Source organism: Rhodococcus sp. IEGM 1305 (genome assembly GCF_030058635.1).
Classification (GTDB): Bacteria; Actinomycetota; Actinomycetes; order Mycobacteriales; family Mycobacteriaceae; genus Rhodococcus_F; species Rhodococcus_F opacus_D.
In genome coordinates, this window is record NZ_JASHKX010000037.1 from 1 (window position 1) to 20,681 (window position 20,681).

Below are 20,681 nucleotides of genomic sequence, written 5' to 3' on the forward strand. Positions count from 1 at the left end.
CGTGCCCAGATCAAGTACTGCTGCCTGGTCCAGGCAACCCGTCCATTGTGCCAGACGCCACCGGGTGAAGAGAAATCGGCGGCGGCGCCGCGTGCACCACGTGGTCGAGTTCGACCTCCGCCGCCACCCTGGCATGCTCCGCGGCTTCCTTCACGTGTACCGCGCTGGGAGTTCCCGCGATGAAGTCCTGCACGAAGATCTTGGCGCGGATGACCGGCCGACGCCACTTCCGCTCCCGTTCGAGTGCGCGGAGCATCCGCTTCGGCTTGGAGGTGTAGCGCCACCGGGCCCACGGTGCGCTCGGCCGGCTCAAACGGAGCGCCCCGATCAGCAGGATCGGAAAGATGAACAGGCCGAGCAACCCCGTCCAGATCTTGCCCTTCAGCAGCACCACCGCCGCGATGAGCAGGTTGATCACGGACGACAACCCGATTGCGACCCGCACCCACGGATCCGGCGAATCCCGGAAGTCGGTGACGTTGATCAGTTCGAGCGGCCGGAGTCCGAGCAGCAGCAGACCCGTCACCGCGATCGCCACGAACACGGCATCGACCGACGTCCGGCCCTCATCCGCCCAGTACACGTCCTGCAGGTAGAAGATCAGCGCGAACTCGTCCAGCACCAGCGCGGCGCCGATCCCGAAGAACGTGGCGAGGACGGCGCCGGTGGTCTGGGTGCCGTCCTCGTACACGGCGATGAGGGACACTCCCGACACGAGCATCGTCACGACGCCGAACACCACGTGGTGGACGTGATGCCCGCCGGGTTTCACGTTGCCCGGCCACCACGACACCTCGGCGCGGATCATCCGCACGCTCAACCGGATGAACAGGAACGCCGCGAGAAACCCGAGCAGGAAAAAGAGCAGAGGCAGGCGCCCGTGCCCGACGATTTCCCGATCCAGCCATTCGTACATCGGCATCCACTATCCCAGTAAAGAACTGGTCACTCCATCGAAAAGTGGTGGCTCGTGTCGGGATGGTGACCTCTCTACTTGCCGAACCCCGCCTTCCGCAGCGCGTCGGCCATCGAACCGCCGGGCGCCGGGCGGGAGTCACGCCCGCGATCGCGTCCACCCTGCTGCTGCGGCTTGCCGCCGCGCCGATCCTGCGGCTGCCCGCCGCCCCGCCGGTCCTGCCGCTGCGCGCCTCCGCCGCGGGGACCGTCGTTCTTGCGGCCGGCCCCGACCTCGTCGTCGAGCCGCAGGGTCAGGCCGATGCGCTGACGTGCCTCGTCCACCTCGAGGACCTTCACCTTCACGACGTCACCCGACTTGACGACGTCCCGCGGGTCCTTGACGAAGTTGTGGGACATCGCGGACACGTGAACGAGGCCGTCCTGGTGAACGCCGATGTCGACGAACGCGCCGAACGCCGCGACGTTGGTGACGACGCCCTCGAGCGTCATCCCCGGCTTCAGGTGCGACACCTTCTCGATGCCGGCGGCAAACGTGGCCGTCTTGAACTCCGGGCGGGGGTCGCGGCCGGGCTTCTCGAGCTCACCGATGATGTCGGTGACCGTGGGCAGACCGAACCGGTCGTCGACGAAGTCCGCCGGGTTCAGGCTGCGGAGCGCGGACGTGTTGCCGATGATCTCGCGCACGCCGGTGCCGCTGGCGCCGACGATCTTGCGCACCACCGGGTAGGCCTCGGGGTGGACGCTGGACGCGTCGAGGGGGTCGTCCCCGTTGGGGATGCGCAGGAAGCCCGCGCACTGTTCGAACGCCTTCGGACCGAGCCGCGCGACGTCCTTGAGTCCCTTGCGGCTGCGGAACGGGCCGTTCTGGTCCCGGTGCGCGACGATGCTCTCTGCGAGCGAACCGGCGATACCCGACACGCGGGACAGCAGCGGCACCGACGCGGTGTTCACGTCGACGCCGACCGCGTTCACCGCGTCCTCGACGACGGCACCGAGCGACCGCGCGAGCAGCGTCTCCGACACATCGTGCTGGTACTGCCCGACGCCGATCGACTTCGGGTCGATCTTCACCAGTTCGGCGAGAGGGTCCTGCAGACGTCGCGCGATGGAGACTGCTCCGCGGATCGATACGTCGAGGTCGGGCAGCTCCGCCGAGGCGTACGCGGACGCCGAGTACACGGACGCGCCGGCCTCGGACACCACGATCTTCGTCAGGTTGGTGGCACCCGACTTGGCGATCAGCTCGGTCGCGAGCGCATCCGTCTCGCGGGAGGCGGTGCCGTTCCCGATGGCGATGAGTTCCACGCCGTGTTTGGCGACGAGACCGGCGAGAGTGGCCAGGGAGGCGTCCCACTTGTTCTGGGGCTGATGCGGATAGATCGTGTCGTGGGCCACGACCTTGCCGGTGGCGTCCACGACCGCGACTTTCGTCCCGGTCCGGAAGCCGGGGTCGAGGCCCATCGTGGCGCGGGTACCGGCAGGCGCTGCCAGCAGCAGGTCGCGCAGGTTGTTGGCGAACACGTCGACGGCGTCCTTCTCGGCCGACTGCCGCAGGCGCATCCGGGTGTCGATGCCCAGCGTGACGATCATCTTGGTGCGCCACGCCCACCGCACGGTGTCGAGCAGCCACCGGTCGGCGGGCCTGCCGCGGTCGGCGATGCCGAACCGGCCGGCGATCCGGCCCTCGTAGACGGTCGGCTCGCCGGGGACGGGCTCCTCCGTGTCGGGTGCCAGGGTGAGCGTGAGCACCTCTTCCTTCTCGCCGCGCAACACCGCCAGGATCCGGTGGGACGGGAGCTTGCCGAACGGCTCGGAGAACTCGAAGTAGTCGGCGAACTTCGCGCCCTCGGTCTCCTTGCCCTTACGGACCGCGGACACCAGCTGCCCGCGGGTCCACATCAGCTCGCGGAGCTCACCGACCAGGTCTGCGTCTTCGGCGAAACGCTCGACGAGGATCGCGCGCGCACCCTCGAGCTGTTCGGCCGTGTAGGACGCCGGATCGGTGGAGGGATCGGTGATCAGTGCGTCGGCGACGGGTTCGTGACCGGCCTCGCGGGCGATCTGCGCCTTGGTGCGCCGCTTCGGCTTGAACGGCAGGTAGATGTCCTCGAGGCGCGCCTTCGTGTCGGCGGTCATGATCTGCCCACGCAGCTGGTCGTCGAGCTTGCCCTGCGAGTCGATCGACTCGAGCACGGCGACCCGGCGCTCGTCCAGTTCCCGCAGGTAGCGCAGGCGTTCCTCGAGTTGGCGGAGCTGAGCGTCGTCGAGCGTTCCGGTGACTTCCTTGCGGTACCGGGCGATGAAGGGCACGGTGGCTCCACCGTCGAGGAGGTCCACGGCGGCCGCGACCTGTCCCTCCCGGACGTCGAGTTCCTCGGCAATGCGCTGGTTCACGGTCTTGAGAGTCACGGAAATGGACCCTACCGCTACTCTGAGACAATATCGTCGGCGGTGAGGCCGTCACGGAAATCTCGGGAGAATTTCATGTCCAGGCTGATCCGATGCCTGACGGTCATGGTCTTCGTGCTGGTTGCGCCGGCCTGCACCATCCCGACCGAGACGAACTCCGTGGTCGACATCCCGGCGACGTCACCGGCCGTCGCGACCCCCGACCTCCTCCCGGCCGACGACCCGCCGGCGGGGGACGGCGTGACCGTGAGCCCGGAGCCGTTCCCCTCCGCGCGAGTTCCCGTTTCCGCACCCCTCGCCGAACGCATCTCGGCGGCGGTCGCGACGGCGTCCGCCGAACGCGGCGCCGACATGTCGATCGCTGTTCTGGACCGCGCCACCGGCAGCTATCTGGAGGGTGCCGCGACCGAACCCGTCGAAACGGCGTCGTTGGCCAAGCTGTTCATCGCCGCCCAGATGTATCACCTCGACGCGCTCGGTGAGCGGCCGCTGTCCGACTTCGACCGTGTCCTCCTGAAGCGGATGCTCGAATCGTCCGACGACGACGCGGCCAACACTCTCTGGGACGATCTCGGCGGCTCGGACGTCGTCGTCGACGTCGCCGGGCGGTACGGACTCGCCGCGACCACCCCACCCTGGGACGGATTGTGGTGGAACACCGAGACGACCGCCGCCGACCTCGTGACGTTCTATGCCGGGCTTCTCGACGATCGCGACGGCCTGGGCGCGGATCGCATCGCCGAATTCGTCGGCTACCTGCGCTCGTCGACACCCGCGGGGATCGACGGTTACGACCAGCGGTTCGGCATCCCCGACGGGTTGCCCGGCGAGAACGTCGTCGGGGTGAAGCAGGGTTGGATGTGCTGTGTGGGAGATCGGTGGATCCACGTGTCGACCGGCCTGATCGGTGACGACAACCGCTACATCGTGGCCGTCGCGTCGCGGGAGGACATCCGGTACGAGGACGACGAGGAGTCGTACCCGGACACCGCGATCACGGATGTCACCGAGGATTCCAGCGCCCGGCATGCACGGGACACGATGACCGGATTCGTGAAGTCGCTGTTCCCCACCGGTGTCGTCGACGACTGGGCGCAGCCCCAGGGTTAGAGCTGCGGCAGGCCCGGAAGCCGGTTCAGGGCAACAGGTCCGGGCGGCGTTCGGCGGTGCGTTGCAGCGACTGCTCCCGTCGCCACGCAGCCACCTTCGCGTGATCACCCGACAGCAGGACCGGCGGGACGTCGAGTCCGCGCCACGTCGCCGGCCGCGTGTAGCTGGGACCTTCGAGGAGGCCGTCGGAGAACGAATCTTCTTGGTGCGACTGCTGATTGCCGAGGACTCCGGGAATCAGGCGCACGAACGCCTCGGTCATCACCAGCACGGCCGCCTCGCCCCCGATGAGGACGTAGTCGCCGATGCTCACCTCTTCGACGCGCACCCGGCGGGCGGCGTCGTCGAACACGCGCTGATCGATGCCTTCGTAACGTCCGCAGGCGAAGACGATGTGCTTCTCCCCCGCCCAGCGCTCGGCGGTGGCCTGCGTGAAAGGAACACCGGCCGGGGTGGGGACGACCAGCAGCGTGTCCGTGTCGCCGTCGCCCGCGGCGAGGACGTCGTCGAGGGCGGGCCCCCACACGGTGGGTTTCATGACCATCCCCGGCCCGCCGCCGTACGGAGAATCGTCGACGGCCTTGTGGACGTCGTGCGTCCAGTCCCGCAGATCGTGCACGTCGACGGAGATGAGGCCTTTGTCGATGGCCTTGCCGAGCAACGCCGCTCGAAGCGGTTCGAGGTACTCGGGGAAGATGGTGACCACGTCGAGACGCATGGCTACCGACTCACTTCCCGTCGGCGGATTCACCGAAGTCGGGATCGAGTAACCCTTCCGGCGGATCGATCTCGACGATGCCGTCGGCGACGGACACCGACGTGACGATCGCGGCGACGAACGGGACGAGAAGTTCGCCGGACTGTTCGCCGGTCCGGCGGATCGAGAGCAATTCGCCTGCCGCGGAATGCAATACCTCGATGACGGTTCCCACCTCGGTGCCGTCCGCGAGGCGCACCGACAGTCCCTCGAGTTCGTGATCGTAGAATTCGTCGGGGTCGTCGGACGGCTCGAGTTCGGCGCTGTCGATGACGAACAGGGTGCCCCGCAGGGCATCCGCCGCGGTGCGGTCCGACACACCTTCGAGGCGCAGCAGAAGCCGCCCGGAATGGTCCCGGGCGGCTTCCACCGTGTATGTGCTCACAGTCTGCTCGCGCGGCTTGTGTCCCCGCAGCACGGCACCGACGGCGAATCGATCGTCGGGTTCGTCGGTGCGAACCTCGACCACGATCTCACCCTTGATGCCGTGCGACTTGGCGACACGGCCGACGACGAGCTCCACTGCTGTAAGGCCTCTACTGATCGGTGTCGATGACGTCGACACGGATCCCGCGGCCACCGATACCGGAGACCAGCGTCCGCAGAGCGGTCGCGGTGCGACCACCACGGCCGATGACCTTGCCGAGATCGTCAGGGTTGACGTGCACCTCGACAGTGCGCCCCCGACGCCCGGTGATCAGCTCGACACGAACGTCGTCGGGGTTGGCGACGATGCCACGAACGAGGTGCTCCACGGCATCGGCGACGACGGCACTCACTTGTCAGCAGCCTCGGACTCTGCAGCAGCCTCGGCGGGAGCGTCGGCAGCAGCCTCGGCGTCCTCGGCCTTCGCCTTCTTCTTCTTGGGCGTGATGGCCTCGCCGACGGGCTCGTTCTCGGCCTGCGCGAGCGCAGCCTGGAACAGCTCCAGCTTGGAGGGCTTGGCTTCCTTGACGCGGAGGGTGCCCTCGGCGCCCGGCAGGCCCTTGAACTTCTGCCAGTCACCGGTGATCTTGAGGATGGCCTCGACGGGCTCGGTGGGCTGGGCGCCGACGCCGAGCCAGTACTGAGCGCGCTCGGAATCGACCTCGATCAGCGAGGGCTCTTCCTTGGGGTGGTACTTGCCGATGGTCTCGATCGCACGGCCGTTGCGGCGGGTGCGGGAGTCGGCGACGACGATGCGGTACTGCGGGTTCCGGATCTTGCCGAGCCGGGTGAGCTTGATCTTGACAGCCACTGCTGTACTTCTCCTTCAGTGCGCACACGAGTGTGCTCACGTGTCACGTGCAATTCGGCGACGCGCAGGAATAGCGCGCCCGGTTTTGCCTCTAACCTGTGACCGCCGCGCGGTGCGTGACCGGATGCGACGAACAGCGGTTCATTCTGCCAGACGAACACCGTCAGGGGGAAACCAGGTCATCGGGTCTTGACGACGGTGCCCCGCAGCACCACGACGTCGGGCGCGGCGAGGGCGTCGCTGCTCGCGCGCGGGTCGTTCCGGAAGACCAGCAGATCCGCGGGCGCACCCGCTTCCACTCCCGGATGTCCGAGCCACGTCCGCGCGTCCCAGCACGCAGCCCCGAGGGCCTCCGCCGGGGTCAGTCCGACCGCCTTCAGTTCCTCGACCTCGTCGGCGATGCGTCCGTGGACGATCGATCCGCCGGCGTCGGTTCCGGCGTAGATCGGGATTCCCGCATCGTGAGCGGCACCGATGGTGTCCTTCACCCGTGAGTGCAGGTCACGCATGTGCGCGGCGTAGATCGGGAACCGCGAGGCGGACTCGGCGATGTCCGGGAACGTCGCGATGTTGATCAGCGTCGGGACGAGCGCGGTTCCGTGCGAGACCATCAGCTCGATCGTCTCGTCGGTGAGCCCGGTGCCGTGCTCGATGCAGTCGATTCCGGCGTTGATCAGACCGGGAAGCGCATCCTCGGCGAAGACGTGCGCGGTGACGCGAGCCCCTTCGCGGTGCGCGGCCGCGATCGCTTCGACGAGGATGTCGTCGCTCCACAAGGGCGCCAGGTCGCCCGCGGAGCGGTCGATCCAGTCGCCGACGAGCTTGACCCACCCGTCACCGGCCCGGGCCTGGCGCACCACCTCGTCCGGCAGTTGCGACTCGTCCTCCAGATCGACCGGGAGTCCGCGGATGTACCGCTTGGGCGCGGCGATGTGCTGCCCGGCGCGGATGATCCTCGGCAGGTCGGGGCGGTCGTCGACGAACCGGGTGTCGACCGGCGAACCCGCGTCGCGGATCAGCAGGACCCCACAGTCACGCTCGGTCTCCGCCTGCGCGATCAACCCCTCGACGCTCTCGCCACCGCCGCCGCCGAACCGGATGCCGACGTGGCAGTGGGCGTCGACGAGACCGGGCACGATCCATCCCGATTCGCAGACGGTCTCGGCACCGGGAACCGGTTCCGTCGAGATCACACCGCCGTCGACCCAGAACTCGACCGGCTGTTCGTCGGGCAGACCGGTGCCCCGGAAGTGCAGTGCGGCCATCGGCTACTTCTTCGGCAGCTTCAGCTGGGACAGGTCGATGCCCTCGAGCCCGGGCGGCAATTCGTCGAGGCCCTTCGGCATGTTCGACAGATCCGGCATCCCCGCGGGGAGACCGCCGGGCGGCATTCCCGGGAACCCGCCGGGCAGGCCGCCGGGGAATCCTCCGCGCACCTTCGGCGGCGTCGGGCCCTTGCCACCCTTCTTGCCCTTCTTGCCCTTCTTGCTGCGCTGCTGCTTCCGCGAGCCGGGCATGCCCATTCGCCCGGCCATCGCGGCCATCATCTTGCGGGCCTCGAAGAAACGGTCGACGAGCTGGTTGACGTCGGAGACCTTGACGCCCGAACCGTTGGCGATCCGCAGCCTGCGGGACGCGTTGATGATCTTGGGATCGTCGCGCTCGGCGGGGGTCATGCCGCGGATGATGGCCTGCACCCGGTCGAGCTGCTTCTCGTCGACGTTCGCGAGAGCGTCCTTCATCTGTCCGGCACCCGGGAGCATGCCCAGGAGGTTGCCGATGGGGCCCATCTTGCGGACGGCCATCATCTGCTCGAGGAAGTCCTCCAGCGTGAGCTGTCCCGAGCCGATCTTCTGTGCGGTGGCCTCGGCCTGCTCGGCGTCGAAGTGCTGCTCGGCCGCCTCGATCAGGCTGAGGACGTCACCCATGCCGAGGATGCGGCTGGCCATGCGATCGGGATGGAAGACGTCGAAGTCCTCGAGCTTCTCACCCGTGGACGCGAACAGAATGGGCTGCCCGGTGACCTCGCGGACGCTGAGCGCCGCACCACCGCGGGCGTCACCGTCGAGCTTCGTTAGCACGACACCGGTGAATCCGACACCCTCACGGAACGCCTCGGCCGTGCTGACCGCGTCCTGACCGATCATCGCGTCGAGAACGAAGATCGTCTCGTCCGGGTTCACGGCGTCGCGGATACCCGCCGCCTGCGCCATCAGGTCGGCGTCGATACCCAGGCGGCCCGCGGTGTCGACGATCACCACGTCGAACTGCTTGTTGCGGGCTTCCTCGACACCTGCCCGGGCCACCTCGATCGGGTCGGCCGCGGTGATGCCCAGCTCGTTGTCGCCGCCGCCGATGGACGTGCCGGGGTGCGGTGCGAACACCGTGGCGCCCGCCCTCTCGCCGACGATCTGCAGCTGGGTGACGGCGCCGGGACGCTGCAGGTCGCAGGCGACGAGCAGCGGGGTGTGCCCCTGGTCGCGCAGCCACTTCGCGAGCTTGCCGGCGAGCGTCGTCTTACCGGAACCCTGCAGACCGGCGAGCATGATGACCGTCGGCGGCGTCTTGGCGAACACCAGACGGCGGGTCTCGCCACCGAGGATCCCGACGAGTTCCTCATTGACGATCTTGACGACCTGCTGCGCCGGGTTCAGCGCCGCCGACACCTCGACGCCCTTGGCGCGTTCCTTGATCTTGGCGATGAACGCGCGGACGACGGGCAGCGCGACGTCTGCCTCGAGCAGGGCCAACCGGATCTCACGGCAGGTGGCATCGATGTCGGCTCCGGAAAGGCGACCCTTGCCACGCAGATCCTTGAGGGTTCCGGTCAACCTGTCGGAAAGGGATTCGAACACCGAGTGCGCTCCTGAAGTCATACGAGTATGCGGTGGATATTCTCGGGCACCAGCCTAGCCGCTCACGTCCTGCCGTTCATTCTCCCCCGCTGCCCTCCTGCTTCTTCGGCTTCGTGAGCGGAACGACGCCGAGGATCGCGCTCTCGACCTGTTCCCTGCTCGCCCGGGTGTCCCCGCCGCCGAGATCGAGGCAGAACGAGTCGATCACCGAAGAACCCAGGGTGGTCACCCGCGCCCAGCGGACGTCCGCGCCGCACGTGTCGAACGCGTCGGCGAGCCGGGACAGCAGCCCCAGCCGGTCCTCGGCCCTCAGCTCGAGGATGACCTCGCCGGGCGATGCGGTGTCGAACCAGATGACCCGCGGCGGCGCCTGCGCGTACTGCACCGGAACCGCGGCTTCGCCCCGTTCCTCCACAGCGGCGACGCGCTGGCTCTCGCGAGCCTCCTCTTCCTTGGCCGTGAGCATCTCCAGCAGGTTCAGCTCCCCCGCCAGCGCGCGGATCAGCTCCTGCCGCAGCAGACCCGCTTGCGGCGGCGCCCCGAATCTCGGGGACACGACGAACGAGTTGACCGCCGACCCCTCGGCGCTGCCCAGGGACGCGGAGTAGACCCGCAGGGAGTGCAGCGCGAGCACGCCCGCCGCCTTCGACAGCAGACCCCGCTGATCGGGTGCGATGACCGTCACCACATACGTGTGGGGACTGTCGGCGGGAACCAGCGCGACGTGCACGCCACCCGACGCGGCCAGAGCCACGTGTTCCGGATCGAGCGGATCGGGTGCGGGAAGCACCTCTCCCGCCATGACCAGACGGCAGCGGCGCACGAGTTCCCCGATCAGCGACGACTTCCAGTCGCCCCACACACCGGGACCCGTCGCCAGCGAATCGGCCTCCGCCAGCGCATGCAGCAACTCCAGCAGGACGCCGTCGCCGCCGATCGCTTCCACGACCCGCTCGACCGTCTCGGGATCGTCGAGGTCCCGCCGGGTCGCGGTGTGCGGCAGCAGCAGGTGGTGGCGCACGATCGCCGTCAGCAGCGCGACGTCCGACGGCCACAATCCGAGGCGCTTACCGATCTGGGTGGCCAGTTCCGCGCCGACCACGCTGTGGTCGCCGCCGCGGCCCTTGCCGATGTCGTGCAGCAACGCGCCGAGCATCAGCAGGTCCGGGCGGGCCACGCGGGTGGTGAACCCGCTGGCATAGGCAGCGGTCTCGACGAGATGACGGTCCACCGTCCACGTGTGCACCGCGTCCCGCGGCGGCAGGTCCCGGACGGCACCCCACTCGGGAAGAAGCCTGCCCCACAGGCCGGTCCGATCGAGAGCTTCGATCGCCGCGACGGCACGGCTACCCGAGCCCAGCATCACCAGCAGATCGTTCAGCGCCTCCTTCGGCCACGGCTCGCGCAGCTCGGGAGCGTTGTCGGCCAGGCGATTCAGAGTGGACGCCGACATCGGCATCCCCGTCGTCGCCGACGCCGACGCGACCCGCAGCACGAGGCCGGGATCCTTCGCCGGCCGGGCGTCGCGCGCCAGCACCACTTCACCGGCGTGCTCGACGACACCCTCGTCGAGGGGCCGTCGCACCGGTGGTCGGCGCAACCGCGCCAGACCGCGCCGCGGCAGGGCGTGCCCGGCCGTCCGCACACCGACGTCGACGGAATAGCTGATGGTGCGTGCGGCATCGCTGAGCATGCGCGCGAGGTCGAATCGATCGCCGATCCGCAGTGCGGCGCCGATCTCGTCGGCGTCCTGCGCCCGCAGCTGATCGCGGGAGCGGCCCGCGACCCGGTGCAGTTCGGTGCGGACGTCGAGGAGCCGGCGATGTGCGAGTGCCAGTCCCCCGCCGGGCGACTCGGGACCGAGCCCGGGCATGCCGTCGGTGAGCTGCGCGATGGACAGCGCGTTGAGCAACTGTACGTCCCGCAGTCCACCGCGACCGCTCTTCAGGTCGGGCTCTGCGCGGTGGGCGATCTCGCCGCTGCGTTCCCAGCGCGACCGCGTCTGCTCGATGAGTCCGTCGAAACGGTTGCGGATGTCGGTGCGCCACTGCCTGCGGACGCCGCTGATGAGCAGATTGGTCAGCTCGACGTCGCCGACGATATGACGCGCCTCGAGCATTCCCAGAGCCGCGGTGATGTCCGTGTCCGCCACCTGTAGTGCCTGAGGGATGGTGCGGACGCTGTGGTCGAGCTTGATGTGCGCGTCCCACAACGGATACCAGAGTTGGTCGGCGACCTGCGCGACGACTGCCGGATCCATGTCGTCGTGAAGCAGGAGGAGGTCGAGATCCGAATACGGCAGAAGTTCCCGCCGTCCGAGCCCACCGACAGCGACGAGTGCGAAACCGCTGTCGGGCTTGATGCCCAGCTCGGCACCCTTTGTGGTCAACCAGAACTCGTGCAGGTCCACGAGCGCGTGACGGAGCGCTGCGGCGTCGAGCCGACGCCCGTGTCCTGCGGGATTCCTTGCGCCGGGGCCGGTCTCGGAGCCGCCGGTGAGCAGTTGCCTGCGTGCGCGGGCCAGGTCCGCTGCTTCGTCCGATCCGCCTGACGCAACCGGCCCTGGTTCCGTCGCCTTGGCGACGGGACCAGGGCCGGTCTTACCGGACCCGTTGGGGTCAGAGCGCATCCGCGCCGCGTTCCCCGGTGCGCACCCGGATGACCGACTCGACCGGCGAGACCCAGACCTTGCCGTCACCGATCTTGCCGGTGCGTGCCGCTTCGACGATCACCTCGACGACCTTGTCCACAGCAGCGTCGTCCACGACGACCTCGACCCGGACCTTCGGAACGAAATCGACCGAGTACTCGGCACCTCGGTAGACCTCGGTGTGGCCCTTCTGCCGGCCGTACCCCTGGACCTCGCTGACGGTCATGCCCAGGACGCCCGCCTGCTCGAGTCCCGTCTTGACGTCCTCCAGAGTGAACGGCTTGACAATTGCTGTGATCAGCTTCATTTCCTCATCCCTCCTTGCCGGATACACGAGCAGTCGCCGAGTTTCCGCCGAGAGCGGCGAAATCGTAGCCAGTTTCTGCGTGTTCCGACTCGTCCACTCCAAGTGATTCACCCTCGTCGCTGAGCCGCAGACCGATCGTGAACTTCACGATCAACGCGACGACGGCCGTACCGACGAGCGAGTAAAGCAGTACTGCTCCGGCGCCCACTGCCTGACGCCAGAGTTGGTCGAGGCCTCCACCATAGAACAGTCCGACAACACCCGCGGGCGCCTCAGCCGTTGCGACCAGGCCGACCATCAGCGTTCCGACGATGCCGCCGACGAGGTGGACACCGACGACGTCGAGCGAGTCGTCGAACCCGAAGCGGAACTTGAGTCCGACCGCGAGCGCGCAGAGTGCGCCCGCGACGACGCCGATGGCGAGCGCGCCGAGGACGTTCACCGAGGAACAGGAAGGCGTGATGGCAACCAGGCCGGCCACGATTCCGGACGCCGCACCGAGTGTGGTGGCGTGGCCGTCGCGAATCCGCTCGACCAGGAGCCAGGCGAGCATGGCCGCGCACGTTCCGATGACGGTGGTGATGAAGGTTGCTCCGGCGATGCCGTTGGAACCGACGGCCGAACCGGCGTTGAAACCGAACCAGCCGAACCAGAGGAGGCCGGCGCCGAGCATCACGAAGGGCAGGTTGTGCGGACGGAACGGGGTGCCCGGCCATCCCTTGCGCTTGCCGAGGATGATCGCGAGGACGAGGCCGGCGGCGCCGGCGTTGATGTGGACGGCGGTACCACCCGCGAAGTCGACCGCGGCGAGCTTGTTGGCGATCCAGCCACCGGTCTCGGCGGTGACGCCGTCGAAGGCGAAGACCCAGTGCGCCACGGGGAAGTACACGACCGTCGCCCAGAGGCCGGCGAACAGCAGCCAGGAACCGAAGCGCAGGCGATCCGCCACGGCACCCGAGATGAGGGCCACGGTGATGATCGCGAACATGGCCTGGAACGCGACGAAGACCGTCGCGGGGATGGTGCCGACGAGCGGGATCGCGGAATCGGCGATCACCGAACCGGCATCGTCGGTCTCGGCGAGGTACGACCCGCCGATCAGTCCTTTGAGCCCGAAGTACTGGAACGGATCACCGACAAGGTTTCCCTTGTCCTCACCGAAGGCCATGGAGTAGCCGTAGAGAACCCACAGGATGCCGACGACACCCATCGCGCTGATGCTCATCATGAGCATGTTCAGCACGCTCTTGGCCCGCACCATGCCGCCGTAGAAGAACGCAAGACCCGGAGTCATGAGCAACACGAGCGCGGCGCTGGTCAGCATCCACGCTGTGTCCCCGGTGTCCGGTGCACCGATAGTGGGGAAATCCACCTTGAGCCTCCTCCTTCTCTGCCCAGCCGGTAGCGGCTGACGACCTGAGAAGAAGGGTGCTCAGTTGGTGTTTCGGCTGTGCCACTGCACTGTTTCGCGCGCGTGAACGCATCGGCCTATTTTGTTGCGTGCAGGTTTCGCCAGGCGATTTGCGGTCGGTTTCAGCCCGCCTGAGCGGTCCGGGAGCCCGAGACGACCCGGATCGCTGCGTCAGCCGAGCAACGCGTCGACGAAGGCACCCGGCTCGAACGGCGCCAGATCGTCGGCGCCCTCACCGAGTCCGACGAGCTTCACGGGAACCCCGAGTTCGTGCTGAACCTGGAACACGATGCCGCCCTTGGCGGTGCCGTCGAGCTTGGTGAGCACCACACCGGTGATGTCGACGACCTCGGCGAACACCCGCGCCTGTGCGAGGCCGTTCTGCCCGATGGTCGCGTCCAGGACGAGGAGGACGTCGTCCACCGACGCCTTCTTCTCGATGACCCGCTTCACCTTGCCCAGCTCGTCCATCAGTCCGGTCTTCGTGTGGAGCCGGCCGGCCGTGTCGATCAGCACGACGTCGACGCCGTTGTCGATTCCCTTGGCCACGGCATCGAACGCGACGGCCGCCGGATCTGCGGCTTCCTTCCCGCGCACCACCTCGGCGCCCACCCGCTCGGCCCACGTCTGCAGCTGGTCCGCGGCGGCAGCACGAAACGTGTCGGCGGCACCGAGCAGGACACGCCTGCCGTCGGCCACGAGAACACGCGCGAGCTTGCCGGTGGTCGTCGTCTTGCCGGTGCCGTTCACACCGACGACCAGCAGGACCGCCGGGTGGTCGTCGTGCGGCAGGGCACGGATCGAGCGATCGAGTTCCGGCCGGAGTTCGGCGACCAGGACTTCGCGGAGGAGCGCACGGGCATCGGCCTCGGTGCGGACGCTGCGCGACGCCATCTGCTCACGCAGCGACGTGACGATCTTCGTGGTGGTCGCCGAGCCGAGGTCGGCGATGAGGAGCGTGTCCTCCACCTCTTCCCAGGAGTCCTCGTCGAGATCGCCGCCGCCGAGCAGTCCGAGCAGGCTCTTGCCCACGGCGGACTGGGAACGGGACAACCGCCCACGCAGACGGTCGAGCCGCCCCTCCGTGGGAGCGATGACGTCGAGCACCGGCGCGGCGGGGGCAGGTGCGGCTTCGGCTTCGGGTTCGGGCGCGGGCGCGACCTCGGGTTCCGGTTCGACCTCGGGTGCGACGACCGGTTCGTACGTGACCGGCTCCGGCGGGACCGTCGGCTTCTCCGGGGCCTTCTCCGGCTCGGGCGCCTTCTCCGGTGCCGGGGGTGCGACGACCTCGGGTTCGGGTACGACGATCTCGGGTTCGGGCACCGGCTTCGGCAGAACCGGCTCGGGCGCAGGCGGACGTGGCGGCGCCGTCGCCGTCGACCCCTGGCTGAAGTTGAACCCGCCGTCCGCGCGGTAACTGCCCGAACGGTCCTTCTCCGCCGTGGTGACCTGCGGGGTGTCCGGCGCCTTCAGGGAGATTCGGCGACGCCGATACAGCAGGGACCCGACGACGAGAACGACGAGAAGTACGGCCAGTGCGGCCGCGATGGCAATCCAAGCTCCGGTAGTCACGCCGCCCATTGTTTCAGGCTCCGGATTTCGTTGCTCACTGCCTTCCCACGCGCACAGTCCCGGCTCGGACCGGAATCAGGCGTCCGCGGCCGCCATGTCCTGGCCACGGAGCCGCTGGGAGATGACGGTGGTGATGCCGTCGCCGCGCATGCTGACGCCGTAGAGCGCGTCGGCCACCTCCATCGTCGGCTTCTGGTGGGTGATGACGATCAGCTGCGACTTCTCCCGCAACTGCTCGAACAATCCGATCAGACGACGCAGGTTCGTGTCGTCCAGTGCGGCCTCCACCTCGTCCATCACATAGAAGGGGGACGGCCTGGCCCGGAAGATCGCCACGAGCATCGCCACCGCCGTCAGCGACTTCTCGCCACCGGACAGCAACGACAGCCGTTTGACCTTCTTGCCGGGCGGCCGGGCCTCCACCTCGATGCCGGTGGTCAGCATGTCCGACGGGTCGGTGAGCACCAACCTGCCTTCACCGCCGGGGAACAGTTTCGCGAACACCTGCACGAATTCGCGTTCGACGTCCGAGTAGGCCTCGGTGAATACCTGCAGGATACGGGCATCGACGTCGGCCACCACCCCGAGGAGATCCTTGCGGGCGGTCTTCACGTCCTCGAGCTGTGTCGAGAGGAAGTTGTAGCGCTCCTCGAGCGCGGCGAACTCCTCGAGTGCCAGCGGGTTGACCTTGCCGAGCGTCGCCAGGTCCTTCTCGGCACGTTTCGCGCGACGCTCCTGCGTGGCGCGGTCGTACGGAATCGGTGCGGGCATCGTGACCTGCTCGCCGCGCTCCTTCGCCTGCTCGTACTCCTCCATCTCGAGTGCGGACGGCGGCAGCGCGACGTCGGGGCCGTATTCGGCGATCAGATCGTCCAGGCCGATGCCGTGCTGTTCGAGGATCGCCTCCTCGAGTTGCTCGATGCGCAGCGCGGCCTGGGCGCGAGCCACCTCGTCGCGGTGCACGGCGTCGGTGAGCGACGCCAGCTGTCCGCTCAGCTGACGCACCCTTTCCTTCACCTGTTCGAGTTGGGTGGTCCGCTCGGTGCGGGCCCGCGCGAGTTCGTCGCGGTGCGCCATCGCGGCTTCGACGACGTCACCGAGGTGCTCGGCGACCCGCTGCCCGGACTCGGCGACCGCCGCCGCAACCGCGGCCGCATTCTGGCGCGCCTTCATCGCACGTTCGGCCCGGGCGCGCGCGTCGCGTTCCACCTGTGCGGCGCGGCGCAGGGAATCCGCCTTGCCGCGCACCGATTCGGCACGCTCCTCGGCCGTGCGCACCGACAGTCGGGCTTCCACCTCCACGGCACGCATTTCGGCCAGCGCCGCGGCCGCCATCTCACGATCGATGCTCGTCGTGTCGGATCCACCCGTGTCGGCGCCGGAGGACGACCCGTCCTGTTCCGCCAGGCGCAGCCGTTCCTCGAGTTCGGCGAGCGCGGTCAGCGTGTCCTCGCGACCGCTCTCGGCCTTGTCCCGCTGCGCCATGAGCCGATCGGATTCGGCGTGCGCGGCCCGCGCGGCCTGGCCGAGGCGGCCGAGGCGCTCGTAGATGGCGGACATCGCGGCGTCGGATTCGTTCAGCGCGGCCAGTGCCTGCTCGGCGTTCTCCTGACGGTCGGCCTGTTCCGCGACCGCGCCGGACAGTGCCGCGGACAGTTCCTCGGCGCGACGTTCGGCGCGGGCCAGATCCTGCACCGAGTTGTCGATGGCGGCCTGGACCTCGAGGGTGCTCGGCTGACGGTCCGAGCCGCCGCTCATCCAGCCCGTTCCGAGGAGATCTCCGTCTCGGGTGACGGCGCGCACGTCGGGCCTGCGCCGGACGGTCTCGACGGCGTCGTCGAGGGAATCGACCACGACCACTCCGCCCAGGAGCGCTGCGAGCCCGGTCCGCAGTTCGGCGGGGCAGTCGATGACGTCGACGGCCCACCGGGCGCCGGAGTCCAGGTGCCCGCCGTCACCTGCGACGTGATCGGTGCCGATGAACAGGGACGCCCATCCGCTGTCCGTTTCCTTCAGCGCACCGACGGCGCCGCGGGCGGCGTCGAGGGATTCGGCGACGACGGCGTCCGCGGCGGGGCCCATGGCCGCGGCGACAGCACCCTCGTATCCCTTCTCGACGGTGATGAGTCCACCGATCGGTCCCCGGATGCCGTGCTGCGCCCGATTCTCGACGAGCCAGCCGGCGCCGTCCTTGCGTTCGAGGCCCATCGACAGCGCGTCGATCCGGGCACGCAGGGATGCCACTTCCTGTCCGGCGGCGCGCTCCTCGGCCTGGAGTTCCGTGACGCGTTCGGTGATCAGGCGCAGTGCCTCGACGGCACGCTCGTGGTGGGAATCCAGCCCGAGCTCGCCGGCGTCGAGGTCACCGATCTCGTCCTGGACCACCTCGAATTCGGACTGTGCCGCGTCGCCGCGCTGCCGGGCCTCTTCGATTGCGACGGTCAGCCGGGACACTTCGGCGTCGACGGAGTCGGCGCGGGTGCGCAGCGTGTCGACCTGCCCGGACAGCCGGGCCAGGCCTTCACGGCGGTCGGCGATCGCCCGGACCGCCGCCATGTGAGCGCGTTCGGCCTCGGCGGCGGTCTCCTCCCCCAGTGCCAGCTGCTCCTTGGCCGCGTCCAGCGCCGCGCGCGCCATCTCGACGGCTTCGACGAGCTCCATTTCCTCCGCGGCGATCCGGTCGGCGCGGGCCTCCATCTCGTCCGGATCCTGACCGCGGTTCGCGGAGGGCTCGGAGTCGAGGTGGCGCGCCCGTTCGCGGGCGATGCGGATGGTCGCGTTGACGCGCTCCGCGAGTGCCGACAGCTGGAACCACGTCTGCGCGGCCGCTTCCGCACCCGGTGTGAGCCTCGACAGTTCCTGTTCGTGCCGTCCCAGCTCCAGATTGGCCTCGTCGAGCGCCTCGGTGACCTGGTCGTGCTGCTCACGCGCGACCTTCTCGTCCTGAGCCTGGTTGGCCAGCTCCTCGCGCCGCGTGACCAGGTCGTCCGCGGCGAGCCGCAGCTTCGCGTCGCGGAGGTCGGCCTGCACGGTCTGGGCGCGGCGCGCCACCTCGGCCTGCCTGCCGAGCGGTTTGAGCTGGCGCCGCAGTTCCGCCGTGAGGTCGTTCAGGCGCGCCAGATTGGCCTGCATGGCGTCAAGTTTGCGGACCGCTTTTTCCTTGCGCTTGCGGTGCTTGAGAACGCCGGCTGCTTCCTCGATGAATGCGCGCCGATCCTCCGGTCGGGATTCGAGGATGGCGGCGAGGCGGCCCTGACCGACGATCACGTGCATCTCCCGGCCGATGCCGGAGTCGCTGAGCAGTTCCTGCACGTCCATGAGCCGGCACGAGCTGCCGTTGATCTCGTATTCTCCGGCGCCGTCGCGGAACATGCGCCGGGTGATCGACACCTCGGAGTAGTCGATCGGCAGGGCGCCGTCGGAGTTGTCGATGGTCAGCGTGACCTCGGCGCGTCCGAGGGGCGCCCGCCCGGCGGTGCCGGCGAAGATGACATCTTCCATCTTGCCGCCGCGCAGTGCCTTCGCCCCCTGCTCGCCCATCACCCAGGTGAGCGCGTCGACGACGTTGGATTTACCCGACCCGTTGGGCCCTACGACACAGGTGATTCCCGGCTCGAATCGCAGAGTCGTTGCGGACGCAAAGGATTTAAATCCCTTCAGCGTCAGACTCTTCAGATGCATGACGGAGAACTTTACCTGCGGTTCACCGTTCCACGAACCCGGTGAGGTCGCCGCGGGCGGAATCCCATTGCTCCACGACGAGATCCACCGCGCCCGGAGTGTCTCCCGACCGCAGCAGCGTCAGCAGGGTTTCCAGCTTGTCCCGAGGCCCCTCGGCGATGACGAGCACGCGGCCGTCCTTCTGGTTGGCCGCGTATCCGACGAGGCCGAGTTCCAGCGCGCGGGCGCGGGTCCACCACCGGAATCCCACACCCTGCACGAATCCGTGCACCCACGCGGTCATTCTCTCCATGTCCGTCACGACCGTTCGAGCTTGTAGATCTTCCCGGTGAAGCTGGTGGCATAGAGCGCGTCAGGATCCCAGCCCGGTCCGGCGCCGAACCGCACCGAGGACACGAGCGGCAGTCCGGACGCCAGGGCGCAGCTCTCCCCCGTCGTGGGATCGACCCGCACCACCTTGCCGCCGCCGTTGTAGGCGACGTAGACGATGCCGTCCGGTCCGGCGGTGAGGTCGTCGGCCGCGTTGAGGGGCCCGGAGCCGGGCAGCGCGACGGAGACAACGGGTCCGCCGAGGTCGTCTTCGCGGAGGATGCGCAGCGTGGTGGTCGTGTCGAACGTCGTCACCGTGTAGACGTTGCCGTCGTGCGCGGAGAGACCGTCGACGGTGCCGAGATCGGTGCGGACGACCTCGGGTGTGTGGGGATCCGCCGCGGGGACGCGCGTCAGTCCCGCCCCGGAGCCCAGATTCCGGGTGGTGAGGATGTCCCCGTTGCCCAGCCGGACCAGCCCGTTCGGCATGACCAGTCCCTCGGCCACGGTGCGTGTGTCACCCGTGTCGAGGTTCACGACGTCGACCGTGCCGCTCGCCGAGCCGGTGACCCCGGCGGCGAAGGAGTTCCCCGTGGCGAAGTACGCGTCGGCGCCGTCCACGGCGATTCCACCGGGCGACTCGACCTCGGGCACGACCGGGGTGACAGTGCCGTCTGGGGCGACCCCGTCGAGGGCTCCGCCGCCCACCAGGCCTGTCCGCGACACCAGCATGGTGCCCGCGCCGTCGAAGGCCAGGTTCTCGAGAACACCCGCCCCGGACGTCACCTCCGACACCGACCACGGGGTGCACGCACCGCCGGGGGGCGAGAACGCGGGCCCGGCGGCCGCGGGCGCGACCACGAGCAGACCCGCGCAGAGCGCCGTCCCGCCCGCGAGTGCGGCCAGCTCACGACGCATCATGCTTCCCTCTGGACGGTCAACGTCACTTTCGTCCCGGCCTTCAGCGTCCGCCCGACCGTGCAGACCTTGTCGACCGACCGTTCCACGAGCGCCACCAGACGCTCCTGCGCGTCGGCGTCGAGCTCGCTGAGGTCCAGCTCCAGCACCTCGTCCAGCTGCGGGTACACCTCGTTCTCCCGGTCGGCGGCACCGGACACCCGGATGGTGGCGTCGTAGTTGTCGCCCAGTCGCCGCGACAGCGGGAAGTCCGAGCTCATTCCACTGCACGCGGCGAGTGCGATCTTCAGGAGTTCCCCGGGGGTGAACACGCCCTCCACGCCCTCGGAGCCGATCAGGACCTCGGCGCCGCGCGAGCTGCGGCCCGTGTATCGCCGGGTGCCCGTCCGCTCGACCCACAGTGAGGTGGGCGCCGTCGTGTCGGAAGTCTGTTCTGCCATGGGTCAATCCTGCCACCGATCGACGCAACGCCAGGTAGGTGGGTGGGCGGCAGTGGTTTCCACACAATTGTGAACGAGGATTCTCAGCAGAGGGAACCGGTGGGCCG

The 20,681-nt window shown here is 68.7% G+C and carries 17 protein-coding genes; 1 reads left to right on the top strand and 16 read right to left on the bottom strand.

Translation table 11 applies throughout. The annotated features are described in order from the left end of the window. Positions 1-10: 10 nt before the first annotated feature. Complete coding sequence (locus tag QM693_RS30890; protein ID WP_280781781.1) at positions 11-916, bottom strand: hypothetical protein; 906 nt, start codon at positions 914-916, stop codon at positions 11-13. Positions 917-990: 74 nt separating this feature from the next. Continuing rightward, positions 991-3,327 (bottom strand): Tex family protein, encoded by a 2,337-nt coding sequence (locus tag QM693_RS30895; RefSeq protein WP_280781748.1) that lies wholly within the window; start codon positions 3,325-3,327, stop codon positions 991-993. A 75-nt stretch (positions 3,328-3,402) separates the two neighbouring features. On the opposite strand from QM693_RS30895, the gene QM693_RS30900 reads away from it, so the two are divergent. After that, positions 3,403-4,437 (top strand): serine hydrolase, encoded by a 1,035-nt coding sequence (locus QM693_RS30900; protein WP_283354233.1) that lies wholly within the window; start codon positions 3,403-3,405, stop codon positions 4,435-4,437. Between the two features lie 25 nt (positions 4,438-4,462). Here QM693_RS30900 and trmD read toward each other — a convergent pair whose 3' ends face one another. The 14 genes from trmD to QM693_RS30970 all read right to left on the bottom strand — a co-directional run bounded on the left by trmD (position 4,463) and on the right by QM693_RS30970 (position 20,574). After that, entirely contained in the window at positions 4,463-5,155 is a 693-nt protein-coding gene (gene trmD, locus QM693_RS30905; protein ID WP_280781746.1) for a tRNA (guanosine(37)-N1)-methyltransferase TrmD, read from the bottom strand. Positions 5,156-5,165: 10 nt separating this feature from the next. After that, a complete protein-coding gene (rimM, locus tag QM693_RS30910; RefSeq protein WP_283354234.1) occupies positions 5,166-5,717 on the bottom strand; it encodes a ribosome maturation factor RimM in 552 nt (183 codons plus the stop codon). A gap of 13 nt (positions 5,718-5,730) precedes the next feature. Continuing rightward, positions 5,731-5,973 (bottom strand): RNA-binding protein, encoded by a 243-nt coding sequence (locus QM693_RS30915; RefSeq protein ID WP_185729181.1) that lies wholly within the window; start codon positions 5,971-5,973, stop codon positions 5,731-5,733. Then, a complete protein-coding gene (gene rpsP, locus QM693_RS30920) occupies positions 5,970-6,431 on the bottom strand; it encodes a 30S ribosomal protein S16 (protein ID WP_005240477.1) in 462 nt (153 codons plus the stop codon). The genes QM693_RS30915 and rpsP overlap by 4 nt, the downstream gene beginning before the upstream one ends. 179 nt (positions 6,432-6,610) lie before the next feature. Further along, positions 6,611-7,696, bottom strand: a complete 1,086-nt coding sequence (locus tag QM693_RS30925) for an amidohydrolase family protein (RefSeq protein ID WP_283354235.1) — start codon at positions 7,694-7,696, stop codon at positions 6,611-6,613. Positions 7,697-7,699: 3 nt separating this feature from the next. Further along, positions 7,700-9,286 carry a signal recognition particle protein gene (gene ffh / locus QM693_RS30930; protein ID WP_005564859.1) on the bottom strand — a complete coding sequence of 529 codons (1,587 nt, stop codon included), beginning with the start codon at positions 9,284-9,286 and terminating at the stop codon, positions 7,700-7,702. A gap of 76 nt (positions 9,287-9,362) precedes the next feature. Continuing rightward, a complete protein-coding gene (locus QM693_RS30935) occupies positions 9,363-11,915 on the bottom strand; it encodes a [protein-PII] uridylyltransferase (protein WP_283334804.1) in 2,553 nt (850 codons plus the stop codon). Further along, positions 11,905-12,243 carry a P-II family nitrogen regulator gene (locus QM693_RS30940; RefSeq protein ID WP_005240467.1) on the bottom strand — a complete coding sequence of 113 codons (339 nt, stop codon included), beginning with the start codon at positions 12,241-12,243 and terminating at the stop codon, positions 11,905-11,907. The genes QM693_RS30935 and QM693_RS30940 overlap by 11 nt, the downstream gene beginning before the upstream one ends. Before the next feature lie 4 nt (positions 12,244-12,247). Continuing rightward, positions 12,248-13,567, bottom strand: coding sequence for an ammonium transporter (locus QM693_RS30945; RefSeq protein WP_371113085.1), 1,320 nt, complete (start codon positions 13,565-13,567; stop codon positions 12,248-12,250). 258 nt (positions 13,568-13,825) lie between these two features. Further along, a complete protein-coding gene (gene ftsY, locus QM693_RS30950; protein ID WP_280781741.1) occupies positions 13,826-15,235 on the bottom strand; it encodes a signal recognition particle-docking protein FtsY in 1,410 nt (469 codons plus the stop codon). Positions 15,236-15,301: 66 nt separating this feature from the next. After that, the gene (smc, locus tag QM693_RS30955; RefSeq protein ID WP_283354236.1) at positions 15,302-18,907 is read right to left on the bottom strand and encodes a chromosome segregation protein SMC; all 3,606 of its coding nucleotides are present in this window, start codon (positions 18,905-18,907) and stop codon (positions 15,302-15,304) included. Positions 18,908-18,929: 22 nt separating this feature from the next. After that, on the bottom strand, positions 18,930-19,199 hold the full coding sequence (locus QM693_RS30960; RefSeq protein ID WP_011598391.1) for an acylphosphatase: 270 nt from the start codon (positions 19,197-19,199) through the stop codon (positions 18,930-18,932). A gap of 5 nt (positions 19,200-19,204) precedes the next feature. Then, positions 19,205-20,134, bottom strand: a complete 930-nt coding sequence (locus tag QM693_RS30965) for an NHL repeat-containing protein (protein WP_280781780.1) — start codon at positions 20,132-20,134, stop codon at positions 19,205-19,207. Next, positions 20,134-20,574 carry an OsmC family protein gene (locus QM693_RS30970; protein WP_105413037.1) on the bottom strand — a complete coding sequence of 147 codons (441 nt, stop codon included), beginning with the start codon at positions 20,572-20,574 and terminating at the stop codon, positions 20,134-20,136. The genes QM693_RS30965 and QM693_RS30970 overlap by 1 nt, the downstream gene beginning before the upstream one ends. Positions 20,575-20,681 lie beyond the last annotated feature (107 nt).

Excerpts from the sequence above, each read along its gene's own strand:
- QM693_RS30925 (WP_283354235.1), bottom strand. The coding sequence starts at position 7,696 with ATGGCCGCACTGCACTTCCGGGGCACCGGTCTGCCCGACGAACAGCCG.
- QM693_RS30935 (WP_283334804.1), bottom strand. The coding sequence starts at position 11,915 with ATGCGCTCTGACCCCAACGGGTCCGGTAAGACCGGCCCTGGTCCCGTC.
- QM693_RS30970 (WP_105413037.1), bottom strand. The coding sequence starts at position 20,574 with ATGGCAGAACAGACTTCCGACACGACGGCGCCCACCTCACTGTGGGTC.
- QM693_RS30945 (WP_371113085.1), bottom strand. The coding sequence starts at position 13,567 with ATGCTGACCAGCGCCGCGCTCGTGTTGCTCATGACTCCGGGTCTTGCG.
- QM693_RS30960 (WP_011598391.1), bottom strand. The coding sequence starts at position 19,199 with ATGGAGAGAATGACCGCGTGGGTGCACGGATTCGTGCAGGGTGTGGGA.
- QM693_RS30940 (WP_005240467.1), bottom strand. The coding sequence starts at position 12,243 with ATGAAGCTGATCACAGCAATTGTCAAGCCGTTCACTCTGGAGGACGTC.
- QM693_RS30900 (WP_283354233.1), top strand. The coding sequence starts at position 3,403 with ATGTCCAGGCTGATCCGATGCCTGACGGTCATGGTCTTCGTGCTGGTT.
- ftsY (WP_280781741.1), bottom strand. The coding sequence starts at position 15,235 with ATGGGCGGCGTGACTACCGGAGCTTGGATTGCCATCGCGGCCGCACTG.
- QM693_RS30890 (WP_280781781.1), bottom strand. The coding sequence starts at position 916 with ATGTACGAATGGCTGGATCGGGAAATCGTCGGGCACGGGCGCCTGCCT.
- smc (WP_283354236.1), bottom strand. The coding sequence starts at position 18,907 with ATGCATCTGAAGAGTCTGACGCTGAAGGGATTTAAATCCTTTGCGTCC.
- QM693_RS30965 (WP_280781780.1), bottom strand. The coding sequence starts at position 20,134 with ATGCGTCGTGAGCTGGCCGCACTCGCGGGCGGGACGGCGCTCTGCGCG.
- trmD (WP_280781746.1), bottom strand. The coding sequence starts at position 5,155 with ATGCGTCTCGACGTGGTCACCATCTTCCCCGAGTACCTCGAACCGCTT.